Annotated in this window: 18 protein-coding genes and 1 pseudogene; all 19 read left to right on the top strand. The window is 36.9% G+C overall.

Going from position 1 to position 22,245, the window contains the following annotated elements; all coding sequences use genetic code 11:
* Positions 1 to 146: 146 nt before the first annotated feature.
* The 19 genes and pseudogenes from PHE88_11625 (at position 147) to PHE88_11535 (ending at position 21,989) form a co-directional block, all read left to right on the top strand.
* Positions 147 to 701: a hypothetical protein gene (locus tag PHE88_11625; GenBank protein ID MDD5688466.1), complete on the top strand. Its 555-nt coding sequence runs from the start codon at positions 147 to 149 to the stop codon at positions 699 to 701.
* 86 nt (positions 702 to 787) lie between these two features.
* Complete coding sequence (locus PHE88_11620) at positions 788 to 1,303, top strand: LiaF-related protein (protein ID MDD5688465.1); 516 nt, start codon at positions 788 to 790, stop codon at positions 1,301 to 1,303.
* A 180-nt stretch (positions 1,304 to 1,483) separates the two neighbouring features.
* Positions 1,484 to 2,440, top strand: a complete 957-nt coding sequence (locus PHE88_11615) for an FAD:protein FMN transferase (protein MDD5688464.1) — start codon at positions 1,484 to 1,486, stop codon at positions 2,438 to 2,440.
* Complete coding sequence (gene rsxC, locus PHE88_11610) at positions 2,433 to 3,743, top strand: electron transport complex subunit RsxC (GenBank protein ID MDD5688463.1); 1,311 nt, start codon at positions 2,433 to 2,435, stop codon at positions 3,741 to 3,743. Before PHE88_11615 ends, rsxC begins: the two co-directional genes overlap by 8 nt.
* Positions 3,744 to 3,939: 196 nt before the next feature.
* Complete coding sequence (locus PHE88_11605) at positions 3,940 to 5,259, top strand: RnfABCDGE type electron transport complex subunit D (GenBank protein MDD5688462.1); 1,320 nt, start codon at positions 3,940 to 3,942, stop codon at positions 5,257 to 5,259.
* Positions 5,260 to 5,472: 213 nt separating this feature from the next.
* Positions 5,473 to 5,871, top strand: a complete 399-nt coding sequence (locus PHE88_11600) for a DNA-binding protein (GenBank protein ID MDD5688461.1) — start codon at positions 5,473 to 5,475, stop codon at positions 5,869 to 5,871.
* Positions 5,853 to 6,665 (top strand): 4-(cytidine 5'-diphospho)-2-C-methyl-D-erythritol kinase, encoded by an 813-nt coding sequence (gene ispE / locus PHE88_11595; GenBank protein ID MDD5688460.1) that lies wholly within the window; start codon positions 5,853 to 5,855, stop codon positions 6,663 to 6,665. The genes PHE88_11600 and ispE overlap by 19 nt, the downstream gene beginning before the upstream one ends.
* Before the next feature lie 25 nt (positions 6,666 to 6,690).
* Complete coding sequence (locus PHE88_11590) at positions 6,691 to 7,005, top strand: SpoVG family protein (protein MDD5688459.1); 315 nt, start codon at positions 6,691 to 6,693, stop codon at positions 7,003 to 7,005.
* 220 nt (positions 7,006 to 7,225) lie between these two features.
* Entirely contained in the window at positions 7,226 to 7,780 is a 555-nt protein-coding gene (locus tag PHE88_11585) for a hypothetical protein (GenBank protein ID MDD5688458.1), read from the top strand.
* Between the two features lie 126 nt (positions 7,781 to 7,906).
* On the top strand, positions 7,907 to 8,662 hold the full coding sequence (locus tag PHE88_11580; protein MDD5688457.1) for a P-loop NTPase: 756 nt from the start codon (positions 7,907 to 7,909) through the stop codon (positions 8,660 to 8,662).
* The gene (gene cooS / locus PHE88_11575) at positions 8,663 to 10,567 is read left to right on the top strand and encodes an anaerobic carbon-monoxide dehydrogenase catalytic subunit (protein ID MDD5688456.1); all 1,905 of its coding nucleotides are present in this window, start codon (positions 8,663 to 8,665) and stop codon (positions 10,565 to 10,567) included. It abuts the gene before it with no gap.
* Positions 10,568 to 10,820: 253 nt separating this feature from the next.
* Entirely contained in the window at positions 10,821 to 11,243 is a 423-nt protein-coding gene (locus PHE88_11570; protein ID MDD5688455.1) for a 4Fe-4S dicluster domain-containing protein, read from the top strand.
* Between the two features lie 220 nt (positions 11,244 to 11,463).
* Complete coding sequence (locus PHE88_11565) at positions 11,464 to 12,744, top strand: FAD-dependent oxidoreductase (protein MDD5688454.1); 1,281 nt, start codon at positions 11,464 to 11,466, stop codon at positions 12,742 to 12,744.
* A 95-nt stretch (positions 12,745 to 12,839) separates the two neighbouring features.
* On the top strand, positions 12,840 to 15,038 hold the full coding sequence (acsB, locus tag PHE88_11560; GenBank protein ID MDD5688453.1) for an acetyl-CoA decarbonylase/synthase complex subunit alpha/beta: 2,199 nt from the start codon (positions 12,840 to 12,842) through the stop codon (positions 15,036 to 15,038).
* A gap of 394 nt (positions 15,039 to 15,432) precedes the next feature.
* The gene (gene acsC, locus PHE88_11555; protein MDD5688452.1) at positions 15,433 to 16,746 is read left to right on the top strand and encodes an acetyl-CoA decarbonylase/synthase complex subunit gamma; all 1,314 of its coding nucleotides are present in this window, start codon (positions 15,433 to 15,435) and stop codon (positions 16,744 to 16,746) included.
* A 96-nt stretch (positions 16,747 to 16,842) separates the two neighbouring features.
* Positions 16,843 to 18,747 (top strand): ASKHA domain-containing protein, encoded by a 1,905-nt coding sequence (locus PHE88_11550; protein ID MDD5688451.1) that lies wholly within the window; start codon positions 16,843 to 16,845, stop codon positions 18,745 to 18,747.
* A gap of 94 nt (positions 18,748 to 18,841) precedes the next feature.
* Positions 18,842 to 19,795 carry an acetyl-CoA decarbonylase/synthase complex subunit delta gene (locus PHE88_11545; GenBank protein MDD5688450.1) on the top strand — a complete coding sequence of 318 codons (954 nt, stop codon included), beginning with the start codon at positions 18,842 to 18,844 and terminating at the stop codon, positions 19,793 to 19,795.
* 85 nt (positions 19,796 to 19,880) lie between these two features.
* Complete coding sequence (locus PHE88_11540; GenBank protein ID MDD5688449.1) at positions 19,881 to 21,077, top strand: acetate kinase; 1,197 nt, start codon at positions 19,881 to 19,883, stop codon at positions 21,075 to 21,077.
* Between the two features lie 357 nt (positions 21,078 to 21,434).
* A pseudogene (locus tag PHE88_11535) lies at positions 21,435 to 21,989 on the top strand (ORF6N domain-containing protein).
* Positions 21,990 to 22,245: the final 256 nt, after the last annotated feature.

Here is a 22,245-nt window from a genome sequence, read left to right as displayed (position 1 = left end):
TTCAAGGTTAAAATCAGATTTTCAAAGACACAGAGGCTTATCTGAAAAACATAAAATTGCTTATTTGAAATGGTATATTTATTTAAAAAACCATTAAAAAAACAACATTTTAGTACTATTAAGCCCAGGCGGAGAGTCTCAAAAAAATGCTGAATGTTGCTAATCATCCGGCGGTAAAAGAATCTTACGATGCTGCCGGGAAGATTGTGGACGCAATTCATGAATATGGAAAATCAAAAGGAAAACGTGTATATGTCGGGACATGGGCTGAGCCGGTAATCAATTACGAATGGCAGGCTCCGAATCTTGATTTTGTTACAATTACTCCTACACCGGAAGAAATATATAACAACAAATTTGATGAAGAAAGATGGAATAAGATAAATCTGAAAGTTGAAAATAAGTTTGGAAAAATACCGCGTTTTGTTTTCATAGATTTTGGGTGGGCTAATAACTCGCCAATGGATGTTTTCAGTCAGAGATTGAACAAAAAACAGCAAAAGGAATGGCTGGAAAAAGCGGATGCCTTTTTGCAGAGTAAAGGCATGATTTTTATGTATCCTGTTCGTGGCGGAGATTTTACTCCGGGCGCAAAAATACTTTCTTTCGGTAAGAATGCGAAGTATGACAGTCTTGCTCCGGAATTTCAGACTTATGAAACAATCAAAGAACTTGCAAATAACAAAAAGGCATTCAAATAATATAATCGAAACATTTCGGGTTATAGTAGTGTAAATTTGATTCAGGATACTGCGGGTTTTAATCTGCAGAGATTCAGGGAGGGGGTATGAAGATGAATTTTCTGTTTAGTAGTATTTTTTGGGGTAGTGTACTGATAATTCTCGGGCTTTCGTTTATTATCAGAATTCCGGTGTTCCGTATATTGTTTGCTATGATACTCATTTATATCGGAGTCAAGGTTCTTATCGGTAAACCTCTTTGCAAGATAGAGAAAAACACTGCTGTGTTCAGCGAATCAAAATTTTGTGCTTCAAGTTCTCCTAACGGGCATAATATCATTTTTGGCAACGGGACAATTGATTTATCAAATATAGATATTAAGGATAATTCTGTAACAGCAAAGGTCAATGTGGTTTTCGGGGCAGGAACGATAAAATTAAATCCTAAAATACCTACTGAAATTAGTGTTAATTCTGCTTTTGCGCGCTCTAAAATGTTAGATGGGAATATTATTCCGTTTGGAGAATATAATTACAAGTCGGAAAATTTTAAGGATAATGAAAATCATCTCAATTTACAGGTAAATGTGGTATTTGGTAATATGGAATTGGTTAAGAATTGAAAGCACAAGTGCTTACCCCTCACCTCTTTCCTCTCCCCACAGGGGAGAGGATGAAAATAAGATGAAAGGCGAAGTTTTTTCTTCCTACAAAGGGGAGGGTGAAAAAGAATATGAAAAGTGAAGTTTCTTCTACCCATAGGGGAGAAGATAAAAGATGAGGGGAGACTTAAAAACTTTTAAGTGAAAAAAATAATTTTTATTTTTATTGTTTCTTTGTTTGGGTGTTCTGTTGGGGTTAAGGAGTTTTCTGAGACTAGACTTTTGATGAATACTACTGTTGAGATAAAAGTTTGGATGTTTGATGAAGGACTTGCCCGGAAATCCATTTCGGCTGCTTTTAATGAAATTGCACGTGTAGAAAATACGTTTTCTGTATTTAAAGCTGATTCGGAAATAGCGAGGTTGAATAAAAACGGTTCCGGAACTGTGTCAGATGAGGTAATTCAGCTTGTAAAGGTTTCAAAATATTTTTCAGAACTTTCGGATGGTGCTTTTGACATAACGGTTTTGCCTGTTATTGAGTTATGGAAAAATGCAAAAAAGAACGAGAAAGCACCGACTAAAGAAGAAATTAATAATACCTTGAAACTTGTTGGTTCCGGGAAAATTATTATTGATGAAAAAAGTAAAAAAATCTCTTTTGCACAAAAAGGTGTAAAGATTGATTTAGGTGGTATCGCAAAGGGTTATGCCGTTGACAAGGCAATTGAGGTATTGAAAAAAGCGGGTGTCCAAACAGGTATGATAAATGCCGGTGGAAATATGGGATGTTTTGGTAAAAAAGTATGGTCAATAGCACTCCAAAACCCTCGTGACAAAAACAGTTTTATAACTACACTGAAAATTAAAAATAAAGCAGTTTCTACTTCCGGTGATTATGAGAGATATTTTTTTCTTGACAAGAAGAAGATTTCGCATATAATAAATCCATTGTCCGGTTATTCGGCAGACAATTCTATAAGTTCTACGATTATTACTGATAATGCAACTGATTCAGATGCATTGTCAACTGCAACTTTTGTGTTAGGTCCCAAAAAGGGGATTGAACTTGTAAAAAAATATAAAAATGCTGAATGTTTAATAATAGATAAAGAAAAGAGGATTTTTAAATCAACAGGATTTTCAAAATATGAATAGTTTTAAAGGCGGCATCCGGTTTTCTGTAAAAAAAAATACACCGGTGATTTTCATCGAAGAGATACCACTTCCTAAAAAAGTAGTCATTCCATTATTACAACACACTGGTTCACCTGCTAAAGAAATTGTTAAAGTCGGCGATTTTGTAAAAACCGGACAACTCATTGCTGAAGCTACCGGTTTTGTGTCCGTAAATATCCATTCATCTGTTTCGGGGAAAGTTTTAGCTATAGAAGACCATCCGCATCCTTGCGGGTTTGATTCTAAATCAATATTTATTGAATCGGATGACAAGGATGATGTTGTTGAGTTCAAACCAAACGACCCTGAGAAACTTTCACCGGATGAAATTATTGAATTAATAAAAAATGCCGGAATTGCCGGTTTGGGTGGAGCCGGATTTCCCACACACGTAAAACTTTCACCGCCAAAAGAAAACAAAATAGATGCGATAATACTGAATGGTTGCGAATGTGAGCCGTACTTAAACAGCGACCATCGGGTTATGATAGAAGAAACCATCAAAGTTCTTAATGGTTTGAAGTTGATGATGAAAATTTTCAATATCAAGAGCAGTTACATTGCAATTGAAGATAATAAAAAAGATGCTATTAAAAAGTTTGAAGATTTCACTGCAATACAAGACGATATAAAAGTAAAAATTGTTGGACTAAAAACTAAATACCCGCAAGGTTCAGAAAGGCAGTTAATAAAAACAATATTAAAAAAGGAAGTCCCGTCCGGGAAATTACCGAAGGATGTCGGTTGTATTGTTCAAAATGTACAAACAGCAAAAGCAGTTTACGAGGCAGTCTATGAAGGAAAACCTTTATACGAACGGGTTATTACGGTTGCAAGCAGCATTAGAAAAACTGCTAATTTAAAAGTTCGCATTGGTACCCCGATTTCAGATGTAATTAGTTATTATAACGGGGTTAAGGGTGATGCACCATGGCGAAAAGTCATAATTGGCGGTCCGATGATGGGATTAACGCAAAGTTCATTATCTGTGCCTGTTATAAAAGGGACAAACGGCATAATTTTATTAACAGAAAAAGAATCAAAACAACATGAACCTTCAAATTGTATCAGATGCGGAAGGTGTATAGTTGTTTGTCCTGCGGGTCTTGTGCCGACTACTATTTCACGGCTTGTTGAAAAAGAAAAATATAACGAACTTGAAAAATTTAGTCCGCTTGATTGTATGGAATGCGGATGTTGTGCATATGAATGCCCGGCGAAGATTCAGCTTGTGCAGAATATACAATTAGCCAAAAAATCGCTCACAAACAAATTTTCTTGAGTCGCTCGGCACCAACTCGCTCTGAGATTTGCTCTTGAAAGCGTAGTCGCAAATCTAGGCTCTGCGAAAATTTTTTGCTCGCTCACGATTAAAAGAGTTTTAGAGTTCGTGGAGTTCATAGGGTTTATAGGGTTTAAACCCTAAAACCCTATAACTCTATAACCCTATAACCCTACAACCCTTAAGAGGTTTATTTATGGAACATGCACCGAATATAAGGTCAGAACGGACAACGGCAACGATAATGTGCTTAGTTATAATTGCGCTTTTGCCGGCGGGTGTTTGGGGTGTGTATAAGTTTGGGATTCATTCTGCTTATATTATTTTAACTTCAATTGTCAGTTGTGTTTTGATTGAGTTTATTGCTCAAAAATTTATTTTTAAAAGAGATGTAACAATTGATGATGGTAGTGCTGTGCTTACCGGACTTCTTTTGGCTTATTGTCTTCCGCCTAATATTTTGCTTTGGCAGGTTGTTGTGGGTTCATTTGTTGCAATTTTTATAGTAAAAGAATGTTTCGGCGGGATTGGTTTTAATATTTTTAATCCTGCCTTAATCGGAGTTACAGTAGTGTTTTTAATGTTTTCTTACGCTCCAGCAAAATGGCATATTGACGGGGTTAGTCAGGCATCGCCACTCGTGGGAGTTGGCACTCAGATATCTTCATATTTAGATTTATTTATCGGCAATGTTTCCGGTTCAATCGGTGAGGTTTCAAAACTTCTTTTGATTTTGGGAGCTTTATATTTATTTTACAAAAGAGTAATTTCCTGGCATATTCCTATTATTTATATTCTGACTGTCTTTGGTTTATCATTTTTGTTCAAACAAGACCCGATTTTTCAGGTTTTATCAGGCAGTTTGATTTTAGGTGCATTTTTTATGGCAACTGATTATGTAACAGGTCCCCTATTTACAAAAGGAAAAATTATTTTTGGGTTCGGGTGCGGGTTATTTACTGTTTTAATAAGAAATTATGGTTTATACCCTAAAAGTGTTTGCTATGCAATTTTAATTATGAATGCTTTAGTTCTTTTAATTGATAAATATACTAAACCGCGGGTTTATGGAAAACAAATAGGAGACATTATGAAAAAGGTTTTTGGTCTGTTAATTTTTTTGTTAATTTCGGGAATGGGGTTTGTTTTTGCTCAGCAAAAGGATAAACCTGAGATTGGTGTTATTATTGGTGAACCGTCGGGAATATCCGGGAAAATATTTGTATCGCAAAAAAATGCTATAGATATTGTTGCCGGTTTCGGGTCCGGGCTAATGGTCCATGTTGACTATCTTTGGCACGATTTTGAAGCATTAAAAGTGAACGAAGGTAAATTCCCGCTTTATTATGGTGCCGGTGTAATGATTAAAAAAGAAAATTTCTATGTTCAGGGAAAGATAGGCATAGAATATCTCTTTGATACTAATCCGTTAGGTATATTCATAGAAGCTGCTCCGGCGATAGGAAATGATTTTGTGTTTCAAGGTGGTGTCGGGGTAAGATATAGGTTAAAATAAAAGAAATATTGACAAGTTAGGCACGCCAAGGGCGTGCAACTACAAAAATTGAAAATTCCTATACATAAATGCAGGCATAGCAAGCTATGCCACTACAAAAATAACATTAATGTAGTTGCCGACCTTGCTTGTCCGCCAAAGTATTATTGGTGGAGTCGGCGTTAGTATGTAAAAATTGATTATAAAAAGTAATAGAAATTAATTGGAGGGCGTGTGGTTTTTGAATTAAATTATGGCGAAGATATAACAGATGCCATAATTAGTATCTGTAAAAGGAAAAAAATAAATTCAGGGGTTGTTTTTTTTATTGGAGCAGTGCAAAAAGCGACACTTGGGTATTATCACCAAAATACAAAAAAGTATAAGAAAATATTTCTGAACAAACCGCTGGAAATTGTTTCGGGCATGGGAAATATTTCATTTAAAAATAAAAAACACTTTTTACACGCCCATATTTCACTTTCAGATAAGAACGGTAAGGTGTTCGGCGGGCATCTTTTTTCACCCACGATTATTTTTGTCTGTGAAGTTTTTATATTAAGAGAAAATAAAAAACTTTCAAGAGGATTTGACAAACAAACCGGACTTTTTTTATGGCAGAAGTTAAATTAAAGGCAAATGCAAAGGTAAATCTTTTTTTGGATGTTCTTAATAAAAGAAAAGACGGTTACCATAATATTAAAACAATTTTTCAGGAAATCTCACTTTCGGACGATATTTTCATAAGAGAAATCAAAAAAGGCATAAAAATATTTTGCAGCAATCCTAAAATCCCTACCGGTAAGAAAAATCTTGTTTATAAAGCAGCCGACTTGTTAAAAAAATACTTTAATATAAAAAAAGGTCTTGAAATAAAAATAAAAAAAAGAATACCTATTGGCGCAGGACTTGGTGGCGGGTCTTCTGATGCGGCAGCTGTGTTAAAAGGGCTGAATAAGCTCTGGAATCTTAAAATTTCCAAAAATATTATTATTAAAATGGCGAAGCAAATAGGAGCAGATGTCCCTTTCTTTATTGAAGGCGGCAGGTGTTTAGCTACCGGAATCGGTGATAAATTAAAAAAAATACCTGTTAAGGACGAGTTTTATGTTATAGTTAAGCCAAATTTTGAAATATCCACAAAATTTGTATATTCACGGCTAAAAGTGTTGACAAAATCAAAGAAAAAATATAGTATTAATGGGCATTATAACAGGTTGGAAGACGTGGTTATTCCGTTGTATCCTGAAATTAAAAGAATTAAGGATAAATTAGTTTTTTACGGCGCAGATTATTCTCTTATGTCAGGTAGCGGCAGTTGTGTTTTCGGCATCGTAAAAAATAAAACAACAGGAGGTGAAATAAGGAAGCATCTGGGTAAAGAAGGATATTCCGTTTGGTTAGTTCATGCTGTTAAGGGTAGCTGAGTTTGATGCTATCAGGAGGTACATCGTGGAGATTACAGAAGTCAGAGTTTTTTTGAAAGATGAAGAGCGGTTAAGAGCATATGTAACGGTAACATTTGACAATGCATTTGTTGTCAGGAACATGAAAATTGTCAAAATAAATGACAAACTAATTGTTTCAATGCCATCACGGAAAATGAAAGATGGAACACATAAAGATATAGCGCATCCCATAAATGCAGATATGAGACAAAAAATAGAAAAAGCAGTTATGGATGCTTATGAAAAAGAACTTAAGAATCCCACTGTAAGCAGAGCAAAAGATGCAAAAAGTGAGGTTCCTGCAGAAAGTAAAGAATAAGAATTAAAATAACAATTAATTTTTAGTTTTTAAAATATAATCCAAACATATCGGGTAGTTTTTTATACCGTCAACTTCTTAACAAATTTTAAGCGATACGAGTTAATACCGTAACGCTTTTTTAGTTTGTAGAGTAAAGGAAAATTAGATTTGGAAAACATAAATTTATAAAAAGTTGCACACAAATTAAATTATTAAAGTCGATATATTACTTAGCAATATGGACAAGTTTAGGATATTTATTTTAGCTTTGGGTGTATTTTTCTTTGGTTTTTTGGTTTTAATAGGGTCGATTGCAGGCATAGCCCAAATGCTATTCATGATACTGATTTACATTTTTAGAAAACAGTTGAGATTTGCACTTCGCCGAATTGTTAAAAGAGATTTTATTACTATTATTGTTGTTGGAACTCTTTTTGGTTTGACTGAAGAAGTATTATGGTACATGATAGATCCAACAACATTTAGTAGCCTTTATGTTGATCTGGCTTCCACGTTTCCTGCATATTTAATTTTCTATCTGGTTGTCTATGCCCTTGCTAAATGGCGTAGAACTACACAAAAAAAGGCGTTTTTATATGGAGGAATATTCGGATATATTTTTTACTTTATTGTCGAAAGTGGGTTATTCGGATTTCAGTTTGGTGTTGTTTCTAAAGCGCCACTATTTTTACTGTTGATATGGGAAGTAAACAACTTCTTTCTAAATGGCTTATTAGTGTGGTTTCCATTATATGTTTCTGATATATTGTTTGATAGTAATTGTGTAGTGTAAAAATACTTTTATTTATCCAGAATTATAGAACAATTTTGTTACTAATTTTCTAAAGTCAATGTAGAGTTTGCTTTTTGTTTTTCAAATGTTGACAAGCAACTATTTGTTTGATAAAATTACACTCAAATGAATAAAATTGCAGTGACAGGTAAGGGCGGTGTAGGTAAATCAACAATTACTGCAGCTTTAGCTATTGTTTTGAGTAAAAAAGGGAAAGATGTCTGGGTTCTTGACTGTGACCCGGATGCAAATCTCGCAACAATTTTAGGATATCCCCAGCCGGAGAAATTACAGCCGGTAATAGAATTAAAAAATATTATCCAGGAACGCACCCAGTCCGGCGGTGACGGTCCGGCGGTTTTTTTTAAGATGAATCCTAAAGTTGATGATATACCGTCAGAATTCTCTGTCGAGTATAAAGGTATTCACCTTCTTGTTTTAGGAAAGGTCAAACCTGCCAGCAGTGGCTGTTTTTGCCCGGAAAATGCTTTTGCAAAGACGCTCGTAAGCCATCTTTTACTTAAAGAAAATGAAGTGCTTTTAATGGATATGGAAGCGGGTATCGAGCATTTAACCCGCGGGACAGCAAAAGCGGTTAATGTTATTCTAATCGTTACGGAACCGACAGCACCGAGCGTTGAAACAGCAAAACGGATAATTTCTCTCGCAAGTTCGCTAGGTATAAAGAAAATTTCAATAGTTGCAAATAAGATTCGTAATGAAAAAGACAAAGAATTCCTTAAACAAAATTTAGGCGAAGATAAAATAATTCAATACATAGCATATAACGAAGCATTTGAAAAAAATAGGGGTATAATTTCGGATAAAAGTGAATTTTTAACAAAAGAAATAGAGAATGTGGTTACCAAATTGGAGGGATAGATGAGTGGTGAAAATAAAAAAACAATAGATTCAGCAACAAAAGATATGTTAAATGTATCTTGTCAAAAAGCAATTACTACAGCGTTTGATAGGTATGAAGCAATGGAACCGGAATGTGGGTTTGGGCAACTTGGAGTATGTTGTAGAAATTGCGTAATGGGTCCTTGTAGAATTGACCCTTTCGGCGAAGGCAATACTGAGGGAATATGCGGTGCGAACGCCGATACAATCGCCGCAAGAAATCTTGTCAGAATGATAGCCGCAGGCGGTGCAGCCCATACCGACCATGGCAGGGATGTTGCGCACACTTTACTTAAAACAGCTGAAGGTAAAACAAAAGGTTATGGAATAAAAGGAGAAGAAAAACTCTTAAATCTTGCAAAAGAGTTAAGCATAAATACAGAAAGTAGAAAGATTGAAGAAATCGCTCATGACGTAGCTGAAAAATTCCTTTCAGAGTTTGGTCAGCAGGAAGGGGAGTTGGATCTAACACACCGCGCTCCACAAAAAAGACAGGATCTCTGGAGAAAAAATAAAATTATGCCGCGAGGTATTGACAAAGAAATAGTAGAGCTTATGAATAGAACTACAATGGGAGTTGATAGCGATTATAAAAATATACTTCAGCAGGGGATGCGGGCATCACTATCAAACGGCTGGGGTGGAAGTATGATTGCTACCGACTTGCAGGATGTTCTGTTTGGTTCCCCTACTCCGATACGTTCCGTATCAAATCTTGGTGTAATAAAAGAAGACGAAGTAAATATAATTGTTCACGGGCACGAACCATTACTGTCGGATGTTGTCGTTACCGCTTCGCAGGATAAAGAACTTTTGGAACTTGCAAAAAGTTACGGTGCAAAAGGAATAAACCTTGCGGGTATCTGCTGTACTGCAAATGAAATTCTAATGAGAAGAGGTATACCGATTGCAGGTAATTTCTTACAGCAGGAACTTGCCATCATAACGGGTGCCGTTGAGGTGTTTATTACTGATGTCCAGTGTGTTATGCCTGCGTTAGGTAAACTTGCCGGTTGTTTTCATACAAAAGTAGTTTCGACTTCACCGAAAGCAAAATTTCCGGGTGTTGAACACATAGAATTCTCAGAGGAAGAAGCACTGCCGATTGCTAAAAAAATTGTCCGGCTTGCTATTGAAAATTACAAAAATAGGAAAAAAGAACTTGTTAATATTCCGAAAGAAAAGATGGAATTAGTCGCCGGTTTTACAACTGAATACATTTTTAAGATGCTCGGAGGAAAATATAGAGCTACATACAGGCCGCTCAACGATGCTATAATTTCAGGACGTCTGCGTGGTGCGGTTGGAATTGTCGGTTGTAATAATCCTAAAGTGAAACACGACTGGGCGCACATTGAACTTACAAAAGAACTCCTAAAAAATGATGTTCTGGTTGTTACAACAGGATGTTCTGCAATTGCCTCTGCTAAAGCAGGATTACTTCTTCCTGAGGCAGCAAAAAAATATGCAGGAAAAGGTCTCCAGGAAATTTGTGAAGCAGTCGGTATACCGCCTGTTTTGCATATGGGCGCTTGTGTTGATATTTCAAGGATTTTAACAACCCTTTGCAATGTTTTAACTGAAGGCGGATTAGGTGAAGATATTTCCGATTTACCTGTTGCTGCTGCAGCTCCTGAATGGATGTCTGAAAAAGCGGTATGTATTGGATTTTATGCTATTGCATCAGGTATTTATACGGTTTTAGGTCTTCCGCTCCCTATTATGGGTGGAAAAAACCTGACAAAGTATCTAACGGATGATATTGAAAATATAGTAGGCGGAAAATTTGCGTTTGAACCCGATCCGATAAAAGCAGCAAAACTTATAATAGAACATTTGGACAAAAAACGTGCAGCGTTGAAGTTAAAGCCCATGATGTACTAACGCTCGGGAGCAAACTTCTTCGAGACGCTCGTTAGAACTCGCTCTATCATTTGCTCCTGGAAAGAATAAGTCGCAAATTTAGGCTCTTCAGAAATTTCTTCCTCGCTTCGCGATTATAAGATGAGAAATGAAAGGCGTTCATGTGTTCATATGTTCACATGTTGTTAGGTATAACAGCAGAACATTAATAAGATGAAACCTGCCTGCCGGTAGGCAGGGATGAGGGGAAAATTATAAGATTCTGAGGTAATGTATGAAAAAGGTTTATTGTAATGTTACTAAATGTTTAGGGTGCAGGAGTTGTGAAATTGCCTGTGCTGTTGAACACTCAAAGGGGAAAACGCTTTTTACTGCAATTTCAGAAACGCCGCTTCCTGTCCACAGGAGAAAAGTCCAGGCAGTTGAAGAAATAATTATTTCTGATGCCTGTCATCACTGCGAGGATGCGCCTTGTATAACAGCTTGTATGTCAGGTTCAATGTTCAAAGCGGAAGACGGTTCTACCCAGCATAACGAAGATAAATGTGTAGGATGCTGGATGTGTGTAATGGTTTGTCCTTTCGGTGCGATTTCCCGCAGGAAGAACCTTGCAATAAAATGTGATTTATGCAAAGACAGAACTGAAGGACCAGTGTGCGTGGTCTCCTGTCCGACAAAATCGCTAACGGTAAAATAGTTATAGAGTTCGTGGAGTTATAGAGTTCGTGGAGTTATAGAGTTCGTGGAGTTATAGAGTTCGTGGAGTTATAGAGTTCGTGGAGTTATAGAGTTCGTGGAGTTATAGAGTTCGTGGAGTTATAGAGTTCATAGAGTTATAGAGTTTGTAGAGTTTAAAAACCCTACAACCCTACAACCCTATAACCCTATAACGCCATAACCCTTTTAAGAGGTTTATTATGGAATATGTGATAGTTGGGTCTTCGGCTGCGGGGGTTTCTGCGGTTGAAGCGATAAGGTCAGTTGATAAAAGCGGAAAAATAACGGTTATTTCGGATGAAAACTACTCAATTTATTCAAGGTGTGTTTTGTCTTATTATCTTGCGGGGATGATGACTGAAGAAAAACTAAAATATCGGGGGGAAGATTTCTTTAAAAAACATAATGTTGATTCAATAGTTGGGAAAAAAGTGGAAGCAGTGTTACCCGGTAAAAAAATTAAACTTTCTGACGGGAAAACTTTGTCTTTTGATAAACTTCTAATAGCGACGGGTTCCCGTTCAAAGATGGAAAATATTCCCGGTGTTGAAAAAGACGGTGTATTCGGATTACGGAATATAAATGATGCAAGAAAAATAGAAGAGCGGCTTGGTAAAACAAAAACAGCGGTCATGCTCGGGGGCGGGCTTATCGGGCTTCGTGCCGCGTATGCTTTGCATAAAAGAGGGCTAAAGGTTATTGTTGTTGTTAAATCAAAACATATTCTTTCACAAATGCTTGATGAGGAAGGAGCCGGTTTTATACAAAGAAGAATTGAAAACAAAGGGATTAAGGTTATCACGGGTCTTTCGGCAAAAGAAATTACAGGGGATAAAGAAGTATCCGGCATAATTCTTGAAAACGAAGAAAAAATTGACTGTCAGATTGTGGTTATAGGTAAAGGTGTCCAGGCAAATATTGAACTTGTAAAGGATGCCGGTATAAAAACCGAGTGGGGAATTATAGTTAACGAGTCGTTGCAGACAAATGTTACTGATGTTTTCGCTGCCGGTGATGTCGCACAGACAAAAGATTTAGTTACAGGTGAGTCGACAATAAATGCTCTTTGGCCTAACGCTGTTATTCAGGGGAAAATAGCCGGACTTAATATGGCAGGGAAAAATATAAAATATGATGGTTCTTTAGGTATGAATTCCGTTGAATTTTTTGAACTTCCCACAATTTCATACGGTATTACTAAACCAAAAGGTGAAGGATACGAAATACTTGTTAAAAAGAATGATGCTCAGGAGATTTATAAAAAAATTGTTTTAAAAAATAACAAAATTGTAGGGTTTGTTTTGGTAAATGACGTGGATAATGCAGGTGTTTATGGTTCGCTTATCAGGAAAAAGATTGATGTTTCATCTATAAAGGAAGAATTGTTAAATAATAATTTTAATTTTGCTAAAATTCTGCCGTTAGTTAAAAAATATAAAGAAGAGTTTGCTGAAAAAGAATATAAAGAATTGGTAATGTAAAAAAATGCAGGCATAGCAAGCTATGCCACTACAAAAACAACATTAATGTAGTTGTCGTAGACCCTTGGCGTGCCTAACTTGTTTCGGAGGAAAAAATGTCAAAGATTGTTGCGGGTGCTGTTATAAGAGGTGCTAATAAGATAGTTAAAGAAGCGGAAGAATTCTTGAATAAAGCTATTTCTGAAAAAGGAGAATCGCAAAAAGTAGAGTTTCCTGATACTGCATATTTCTTCCCGATGGCGTATGCATTGTTAGGTACTGAAGTAAAAACACTTGGCGATATAAAACCTGTTTTGCAGGAAGCAAAATCACTTTTACATGACGAGCCTACACAGGCGATATGGCTGCCTTACCTTGGCGACGCTTTGGACTCAGGGATTGCCGCGCTTCTTTCGGAAGAGATTATTATGGGGCTCCGCTATCTTTACAACCAGGAACCGCAGCCTGATTGTAACGGATTTTTTTCGGATACTATTTTAAGGCAGTTGGGAATACAGCTTGTTGACGGCAGAATGCCCGGAGCTGCTGCAATACTTGGTGCGGCGCCTGATAACAAAACTGCAGTTGAAATAGTAAGAGAACTCCAAAAAAGACAGATACTTACTTTTGTCGGTTCATCTTCTAACCTGCCTGGCGGCAAGGCAGGTGGTAAATCAATTATTGACCAGCTGAAAGAAGAAGGGGTGGAAATGGGTTGGGATACTTATATAGTTCCGTACGGCAGGGATACAATTTCAGCTATTTACCCGTTACACTGGGCGATAAGAGGAGCTCTTACTTTCGGCGGTCATAGAAAAGGTGAGGCGACGAAGTGTTTGAAATATTGTAAAGAAAGGGTTTTTGCTTTCGGATTAACGTTAGGACCATTAGATGATATTAAATATGCAACAGGTGCGGGTGCAATTGATATGGGATTTCCTATAATTGCAGATACTGACATACCGGAAATTCGTCCGTCAGGAATCTGTACCTACGAGCATTTGGTTAAAGAATTAGATTATAAAAAGATTGTTCCTGTTTGTATTGAAGTTAGAGGTGTTAAGGTAAAAGTTTCGGAAATTCCGATTCCGGTCGCTTACTCAGCTGCGTTTGAAGGCGAAAGGGTGAGAAGAGAGCAGACATATCTTGAGGCGGGTAGTAAATTTTCAACCGCGTTTGAATATGTCGCAATAGGGGATACGGACAAGATTGATGACGGCAAAATAGAAATTATCGGGTCTGAAATAGATGATATTAAAGAAGGTTCTGCAACTCCGTTAGGAATATATGTTGAAGTAGCAGGAAGAAAGATGCAGAAGGAATTTGAATCAATTGTGGAAAGGCAGATTCATACATTCTTAAACGAGGCGCAGGGTGTTATGCATACCGGTCAACGTGATTTGATATGGCTCAGGATTTCAAAAGAAGCCAAAACAAAAGGTTTTAAATTAAAACATCTCGGAACAATAATTCACGCAAGAGTACACGAAATTTTCGGGGCGATTATTGATAAGGTCCAGGTAAAGATTTATACAAAAGAAGAAGATATTAAAAAATTATTACCGAAAGCCCGCGAAGCGTATAAGTTCCGCGACGAAAGAATAGGCGCTATGACAGATGAATCAGTTGATACGTTTTATTCCTGCACTCTCTGTCAATCCTTTGCACCTAACCATTTATGCATTGTAAAACCCGAACGGCTTGGGCTCTGCGGTGCTTATAACTGGCTTGATTGCAAGGCGTCGTTTGAAATAAACCCGACAGGACCAAACCAACCGGTAAAAAAAGGTACTGTTTTGGATGAAGTGCGTGGTGAATGGCAGGGTATAAACGATTGGGTAAAAACAAAATCAAATGGTCACCTTGAACAGTTTCACGGGTATTCAATTATGACATTTCCCGAGACATCCTGCGGTTGTTTTGAATGTATAGGCGCAATTGTTCCGGAAGCAAACGGATTTATGATTGTTAATCGTGAATTTTCCGGAATGACACCGCTTGGTATGTCTTTTTCCACGCTTGCGGGTTCTGTCGGCGGCGGTAACCAGACACCGGGATTTATGGGTTTCGGGCGTCTTTATATTACTTCAAAGAAATTTATTAAAGCAGACGGCGGGTTGAAGAGAATTGTATGGATGCCGAAAGAACTAAAAGAGGCGCTCGCAGATAAACTTAAAGCCCGTTGTGCGGAGGAAGGAGTTCCGGATTTCTTTGATAAAATAGCAGATGAAACAATAGCAACAGACACGGAAAAACTGCTGGAATTTTTACAGAAAGTGAATCATCCGGCGATTACGATGGACGCGTTGATGTAAAAGGTCGCTCGGGAGCTTGTCTCGCAGAACCGTGTCCAGCCTGTGCTGGCACTCTCACTCGTTCCGCTGAATGTTTTAAGCGGAACTCCGTGAAGTTCTGCTCAACAACTCCCTCGCTTCGCGATTAAAAAAAGGTAGAAAAGATATATTAATCGCTCGGGAGCAAATTTCTTCGAGACGCTCGTTAGAACTCGCTCTGGCATTTGCTCCTGGAAAGAATAAGTCGCAAATTTAGGCTCTTCAGAAATTTCTTCCTCGCTTGCGATTAAAATAGTTTTAGAGTTTTAGAGTTCATAGAGTTTTAGAGTTCGTAGGGTTTAAACCCTAAAACCCTATAACGCTATAACACTATAACCCTAAAACCCTATAACTCGATTTTTTTTGGAGGATTTTTATGGCTTTATCTGGTCTTGATATTTACAAAAATTTACCTAAGACAAATTGCAAAAAATGCGGGTTTCCGACTTGTTTGGCATTTGCTATGGCGCTTGCTGCTAAAAAGACATCTTTGGATAAGTGTCCGGATGTTAGTGAGGCGGCGAAACAGCTGCTTGAGTCGGCGTCACTTCCGCCTATGGCGACAATTACAATAGGGGAAGGTGCAAAAAAGGTAGAAGTCGGCGGTGAGACGGTGTTGTTCCGTCACGAAAAAACATTTTATCATCCGACTGCAATAGCTGTTGCCGTGTCTGATAATGAACAGAATCTTCAGGAAAAAATTGAAAAAATAAAGAAACTCAACTTTGACCGGGTCGGGATGATGGTTGGAGTAGACCTTGTAGCGGTTAAAAATGATTCTAACGATGCCTCGAAATTCGCGGCTGTATCAAAAGAACTATCGGAGAAAATACAATTACCGTTAGTTCTTGTCAGCAAAAATTTACAGGCGATTGAAGAAGCATTGAAGAATGTTTCACAGAAAAAACCGCTTGTTTATTCAGCAAATGAACAAAATCTTAGCCAGATGGTTGATATAGCAAAAAAATATAGTGTTCCTCTATGTATAAACGGGAAAGATATTGAAGAAATCGCAGCACTTTCACAAAAAGTTACTTCGGCAGGTGTTAAGGACATTATACTTGACTGCGGCTCAGGTGACATATTAAAAAATGTTCAGGATTTCACGCAGGTCAGGCGGTTTGCTCTGAAGAAAAATTTCAGACCGCTTGGTTTTCCTGTGATTGCTTTCGCAAAAGATGTTGCTGAAGCGGCAACTTATATAACGAAATATGTAAGTGTTCTTATTGTTGAAATGGATAAACCTGAGGAACTTCTTCCTCTTATTACTTTGCGGCTCAATATCTACACGGACCCGCAGAAACCGATAATGATGGAACCGAAGCTATATACTATAGGAAAGCCGGATGACAAATCACCGCTTTTAGTTACAACAAACTTTTCGTTAACATTTTTTACTGTTTCGCCTGAGGTGGAAAATTCAAAAGTTTCTGCATGGCTTTTAGTTTGTGATGCCGAAGGGATGTCTGTCCTGACCGCGTGGGCAGCAGATAAATTTAACGCTGAAATTATTGATAACTGGATGAAAAAAACAGATGTAGCGAGCAAGGTAAGTCATAAAAAAATAATAATTCCTGGTTACGTTTCGGTATTAAGCGGGAAATTGGAAGATATAACCGGCTGGCAGGTTCTTGTAGGACCGAAAGAAGCGTCGGGAATACCGAAATATTTAAAGACAGTGTGGAAATGAAGTTATAGGGTTATAGAGTTGTAGGGTTATAGGGTTAAGGATTTAACGCTATAAACTCTAAAACTCTACAACCCGATGAACGCTATAACACGATTTATGGTGTGTAAAATAAAATTTTTACCTTATAACAAAGTTGTATCTGTACAAGAGGGGACGGATTTGCTTACTGCTGCTATGATGGCGGGTATACAGATTTATAATTCCTGCGGCGGTGAGGGTGTTTGCGGGAAGTGCAAGGTCAAAGTTACAAAAGGCGAAGTTGTTACTGATTCACCGGCGCTCACTAAAAAAGAAAAAAAAGACGGGTATGTTCTTGCCTGCAGGACGAATTGCAAAGGGCATATGGAAGTATTTATTCCTGAAGAAGCCCGGGTTGGAAAAGCTGAAATTTTAACAAAAGGAACAGTTACTAATATTTTCACACCGGCGGAACCCGCTGATATAAAAACCGAGGTCTTTAAAGAGAATATTTTTAAGCATAGTCCATTTTTAGCCAAGTTATATCTTGAATTACCTAAACCATCAATTGATGATTCAACAGCTGATTTAGAAAGAATATTAAGAGAGATAAGGAAAAAGGGAATAGATAATCTGGTTATGCAGATGGGGCTTTCAAATATAAAGAAACTCCCTTTGCTTCTAAGGTCAACTGGTTTTAAGGTTACCGTAACGCTTGGCAATAGGAACGGCACAACTGAAATTGTTCTTGTCGAACCGTCTGATACATCAAATAAAAATTACGGCATTGCAGTTGATATCGGAACGACTACAATTGTTACCTATCTTGTTAATTTAAACAACCAGGACGTTCTTTCTGCAAAAGCAATTTATAATCCGCAGGTTTCTTTTGGTGAAGATGTAATTACAAGAATAATTCATGCAGAAGACCCGGCAGGTTTGGACCGTTTACATCACTCAGTTGTTGATGTAATAAATGATTTAATTATTTCGCATGTAATTGAAAATAAAATATCGCTTAACGATATTAACTGTGTTGTTTGCGCGGGAAATACTACGATGATACATCTTCTATTAAGAGTAGACCCGTCAAACATCAGGCGGTCTCCGTATATTCCGGTGGCCAATTCGTTCCCTGTTATTCGTGCATCGGAAGCAGGGATAAAAATAAATCCAAGAGGGCTTTTGGCAACCCTTCCGAATATTTCTTCATACATAGGCGGGGATATAACAGCGGGGGTTTTGGCAAGCGGAATCAACAGTTCTTCGGGACTGACGCTTTTTATTGATTTGGGTACAAATGGCGAGGTTGTTTTAGGAAATAAGGATTTTCTTGTATGCTGCTCCACTTCTGCGGGTCCCTGTTTTGAAGGCGGGGGTATAAAAAACGGGATAAGAGCACAATCAGGTGCAATCGAAAGTTTTGAATTGAATAATGATAAAATAAAAATAAAAATAATCAATAATGAAAAAGCGATAGGTATCTGCGGAGCAGGTATAATTTCTATAATTGCAGAACTTTTTAAAAAAGGAATTATTGATAAATCAGGCGAATTTATACAAAAGTCTTCAAAATATTTAAAGAAAACCGATGAGGAAGTAGAATTTTTCGTAACATCAGAAATTTCAATAACGCAGGCAGATATAAAAAACCTTATTCATTCAAAAGGAGCGATATTTTCCGGTGCTGAGGTTTTAATTAAAAAAATGGGATTTGATTTTAATAATCTTGACCGTGTAATTATTGCAGGCGGGCTTGGTAATGCACTTGATATTGAAAAATCAATTATGATAGGTCTTCTGCCGGATTTGCCGAAAGAAAAGTTTATATTTATAGGTAATGGTTCCATAACCGGCGCCAAGATGTGTCTTCTGTCCCAGGATGCTATGAAAAAAGCGGAAGAACTTGCGCAAAAAATGACGTATATTGATTTAAGCGAGAATTCCGAATTTATGAATAATTATACAGCATCCCTGTTTTTACCGCATACGGATATGGATTTATTCCCTAATGTAAAATCGCGAATAGGGAATCACGAATAAAGGCAAACATCACGAATAAACACGAATGACAACTTTGACTTTATTCGTGACAATTCGTGATAACATTCGTGATGTGTTATTAGTGAGGTGTTAAATGGATAAAGTTATTGAAAAGTGGGCGGGTAAGGTTTATGAATTAACTATAGGGGCGACAAAAGAAGAAGGGGGGACTCGTTCAAAAAAAGTGAAGATAGGCGGGCTTAACACGCTTCCATTTTTATATTTTGAAGGGACAATTCCTAATTCGCCGGTAGTTGCTATGGAAGTGTGGGATGAAGAACCGGCTGAATGGCCCGATGTTCTTAAAAACGAATACGGGGATGTCCTGAAAAATCCTTCTCAATGGGCGAAGAAATGCGAAGAGAGCGGTTGTGATTTAATATGCCTGCGACTTAAAAGCGCGGACCCGGACGGTAAAAATGCTTCAGCCGCTGATGTTTCAAAAACAGTAAAAGATGTTTTATCGGCGACAACACTTCCTTTGATAATTATCGGTTGCGGGAATAATGAAAAGGATTCTTCAATTATAATGGATGTGTCACAGGCGGCAAAAGGCGAAAATTGCCTTATTGGTATGGCCGCAAAAGAAAACTATAAAACATTTACCGCTGCGGCACAATCAGGAGGACATTCTTTAATAGCAGAGACGCCGCTTGACATAAATCTTGAGAAACAGCTGAATATTTTAATAAGTGATATGGGTTTCGGGTCTGACAGGATAGTTATTCATCCCAGTACCGGTGGTATTGGTTATGGATTTGAGTATTGTTACACTATAATTGAAAGAACACGGTTAGCAGCATTATCAAACGACAAAATGATGTCACAACCTATAATTACGCTTGTCGGTCAGGAAACATGGAAGATAAAAGAATGCAAAGCAGATGAATCTGAAAAACCGGAATGGGGACCTCTGTCAAAAAGAGGAATTTTATGGGAAGTAACAACTGCTATCGGTTATCTTCAGTCAGGTTGCGATATTCTTGTGATGAATCATCCAAAAGCAGTTAAAGAAGTTAAAAATTATATAAAAAGATTAGAGAAATAAACGCGAATAAAAGGCGAATAAAGAGGAACAACGCGAATACACGCGAATAATTTGCGACAATTAGCGTTAATAATGGAGGTATACAGTGAAAATACTTGTTTTGAGCAGTAGGATTTATTCGATTGAGTATGAAATTTTCGAAATGCCGGAAGAAAAAGAAATATGTAAAGGTATTTTAGAAAATATTGGATTTGAGCAAGCTATACTAACACGTACGGTAAATGGAAAGATAGAAAAGATTGTTCAACCGATTCTTGACCATCAAAAAGGACTCGAATGGATTATATCAATAATAACAAATTCTAAATGTGGATGTGTTAATTCAAAAGATGATATTTCTGCCATAGGGCATAGAGTTGTTCATGGTGGTTGGACATTTACAGCTTCTGTTATAATTGATGAAAATGTAAAAAAAGAAATTTACAAAGATTTTGAGCTTGCCCCGGTTCATAATCCTTATAATCTTATGGGGATAGAAGCATCTGAAAAACTTTTTCCGGGTAAAAAAAATATAGCTGTATTTGATACATCGTTTCATCAGACGATACCTGAGGTCGCTTTTAGATATGCACTGCCTGAACGCTTGTATCTTGAATATAAAATTAGGAAATACGGGTTTCACGGAATTTCGCATAAATATATTGCAGAAAGAACAGCAAAGATACTGAAGAAAAAAACTGCAACAATGATTTCTTTTCATTTAGGTGCAGGTTGTAGCGTGTGTGCTATTAAGGACGGAAAATCAATCGATACTTCAATGGGTTTTACGCCGCTTGAAGGACTTGTAATGCCTGACAGGCCCGGTGATATAAGCGCGGGTATTCTTCTGTATCTTTTAAAAAGCGGTTGGTCGTTAAGTGAACTTGAAACTTGCCTTAATAAAGAAAGTGGTACGTTCGGAATTTCAGGAGTTAGCAATAAAATGAAAGAAGTTGTCGAAGAAGCAGAAAAAGGCAATGAAAAGGCGAAACTGGCTATAGATATTTTTGTTTATAGAGCAAGAAAATATCTCGGCGGCTATTATTTTCTTTTGAACGGAGAAATTGATGCGATTTCGTTCACGGGTGGAATTGGAGAAAACTCGCCTCTTATAAGAGAAAAAATACTTGAAGGTTTTGAAAAATTCGATATAAAAATTGATTCTAAGAAGAACGAAAAAACAATCGGCATTGAAGGTGAAATAGGGGTTACAAATTCTAAAATAAAAATATTGGTTCTTCCGAGAAATGAAAAGATTTTGATTGCAAAAGAGACCATGGAACTTGTTAAAGGCGGGAAGTAGAAAGCCCGCCCCACCACTAATACTTTAGCGGGTTTGACTGACACTAAACCTTTGGCAAGGCAAGTGGGAAGTAGAAAGTAGGAAAGGTAGCTGCAAAGCGAAGCTTTGCCAAAGAGGGAATTAGTACCTGTTCCCATTTAATCCCCAAATATTCTTCTATGAAAAAAAGAGACAGGAAAAAGGGGACGTTGTTAGATAATTAGATATTGATAAGAAAATGGGGTATTTAGGATAAGTTTGACTTCTCAATAATCCGTCAGAAATATTGCATCGAAAACTTGAAGTGATTTTACCAGATTTTCTTCTCAAGTCTATAATTAAAGGGAATGGGAATATAAAATTGAACAGGAGAACAAAATGATAGATAAAAAACTTATAGAAATTGAAAACAAAATCATAGAATTAAGAGGACAGAAAGTAATTCTTGATAGTGATGTAGCAAAACTTTATAATGTAGAAACAAAAGAGATAAATCAAGCAGTATCTAATAATTCTGATAAATTTCCTAAAGGATATTTAATTTTATTAGATAAAGAAGAATGGTCTGCTTTAAGGTCAAAATTTTTGACCTTAAAGAATCAGGGTAGGGGAAAACATGTAAAGTATATTCCTAAAGCATTTACAGAAAAAGGACTATATATGCTTGCCACGATTTTGAAAAGCCACAGAGCTACCCAAACGACAATATACATTATTTAAACTTTTGCAAGAATTAGGAATCTTTCGCGAAACATCAAAGCATTAACAACGGTACAAGACGAACAACAAAAACAAAATTTACTTCAAAAGAGTGGCAAAATTATTGGTGAACTTTTTGATGATAATCTGGCAACGAGTGAAAAAGAGACAACAATAGAACTGAATCTTGCTGTATTGAAAGTTAAACACACTATCAAGAAAACAAAGAAATAAAAGATAGTAAAAAAGATATAAAATCAAAATGTTTGGGGAATTAATGCCTGTCCCCATACCAGAACTAACAGTGCAATTTCATGAAATATTTGTAAAATCATAATGTCATGTTAATTGCAATAATTGTTGCATTTTAGATTTGCGATGATTACTCAATGTTTGAATGGAAGTTGTTCAAAAAATAATTGAAAACATAGATAAATAGAAAATGTGAAGCGTTGTCCAAGTATTTTTTGGACTGGATAATAAAAAAGTG

The sequence above is a fragment of the Elusimicrobiota bacterium genome, assembly GCA_028718185.1.
In the GTDB taxonomy this organism is placed as follows: domain Bacteria; phylum Elusimicrobiota; class UBA8919; order UBA8919; family UBA8919; genus JAQUMH01.
Note: the sequence above shows the minus strand (reverse complement) of the source record. Positions and strands in the feature narration are given on the sequence as shown.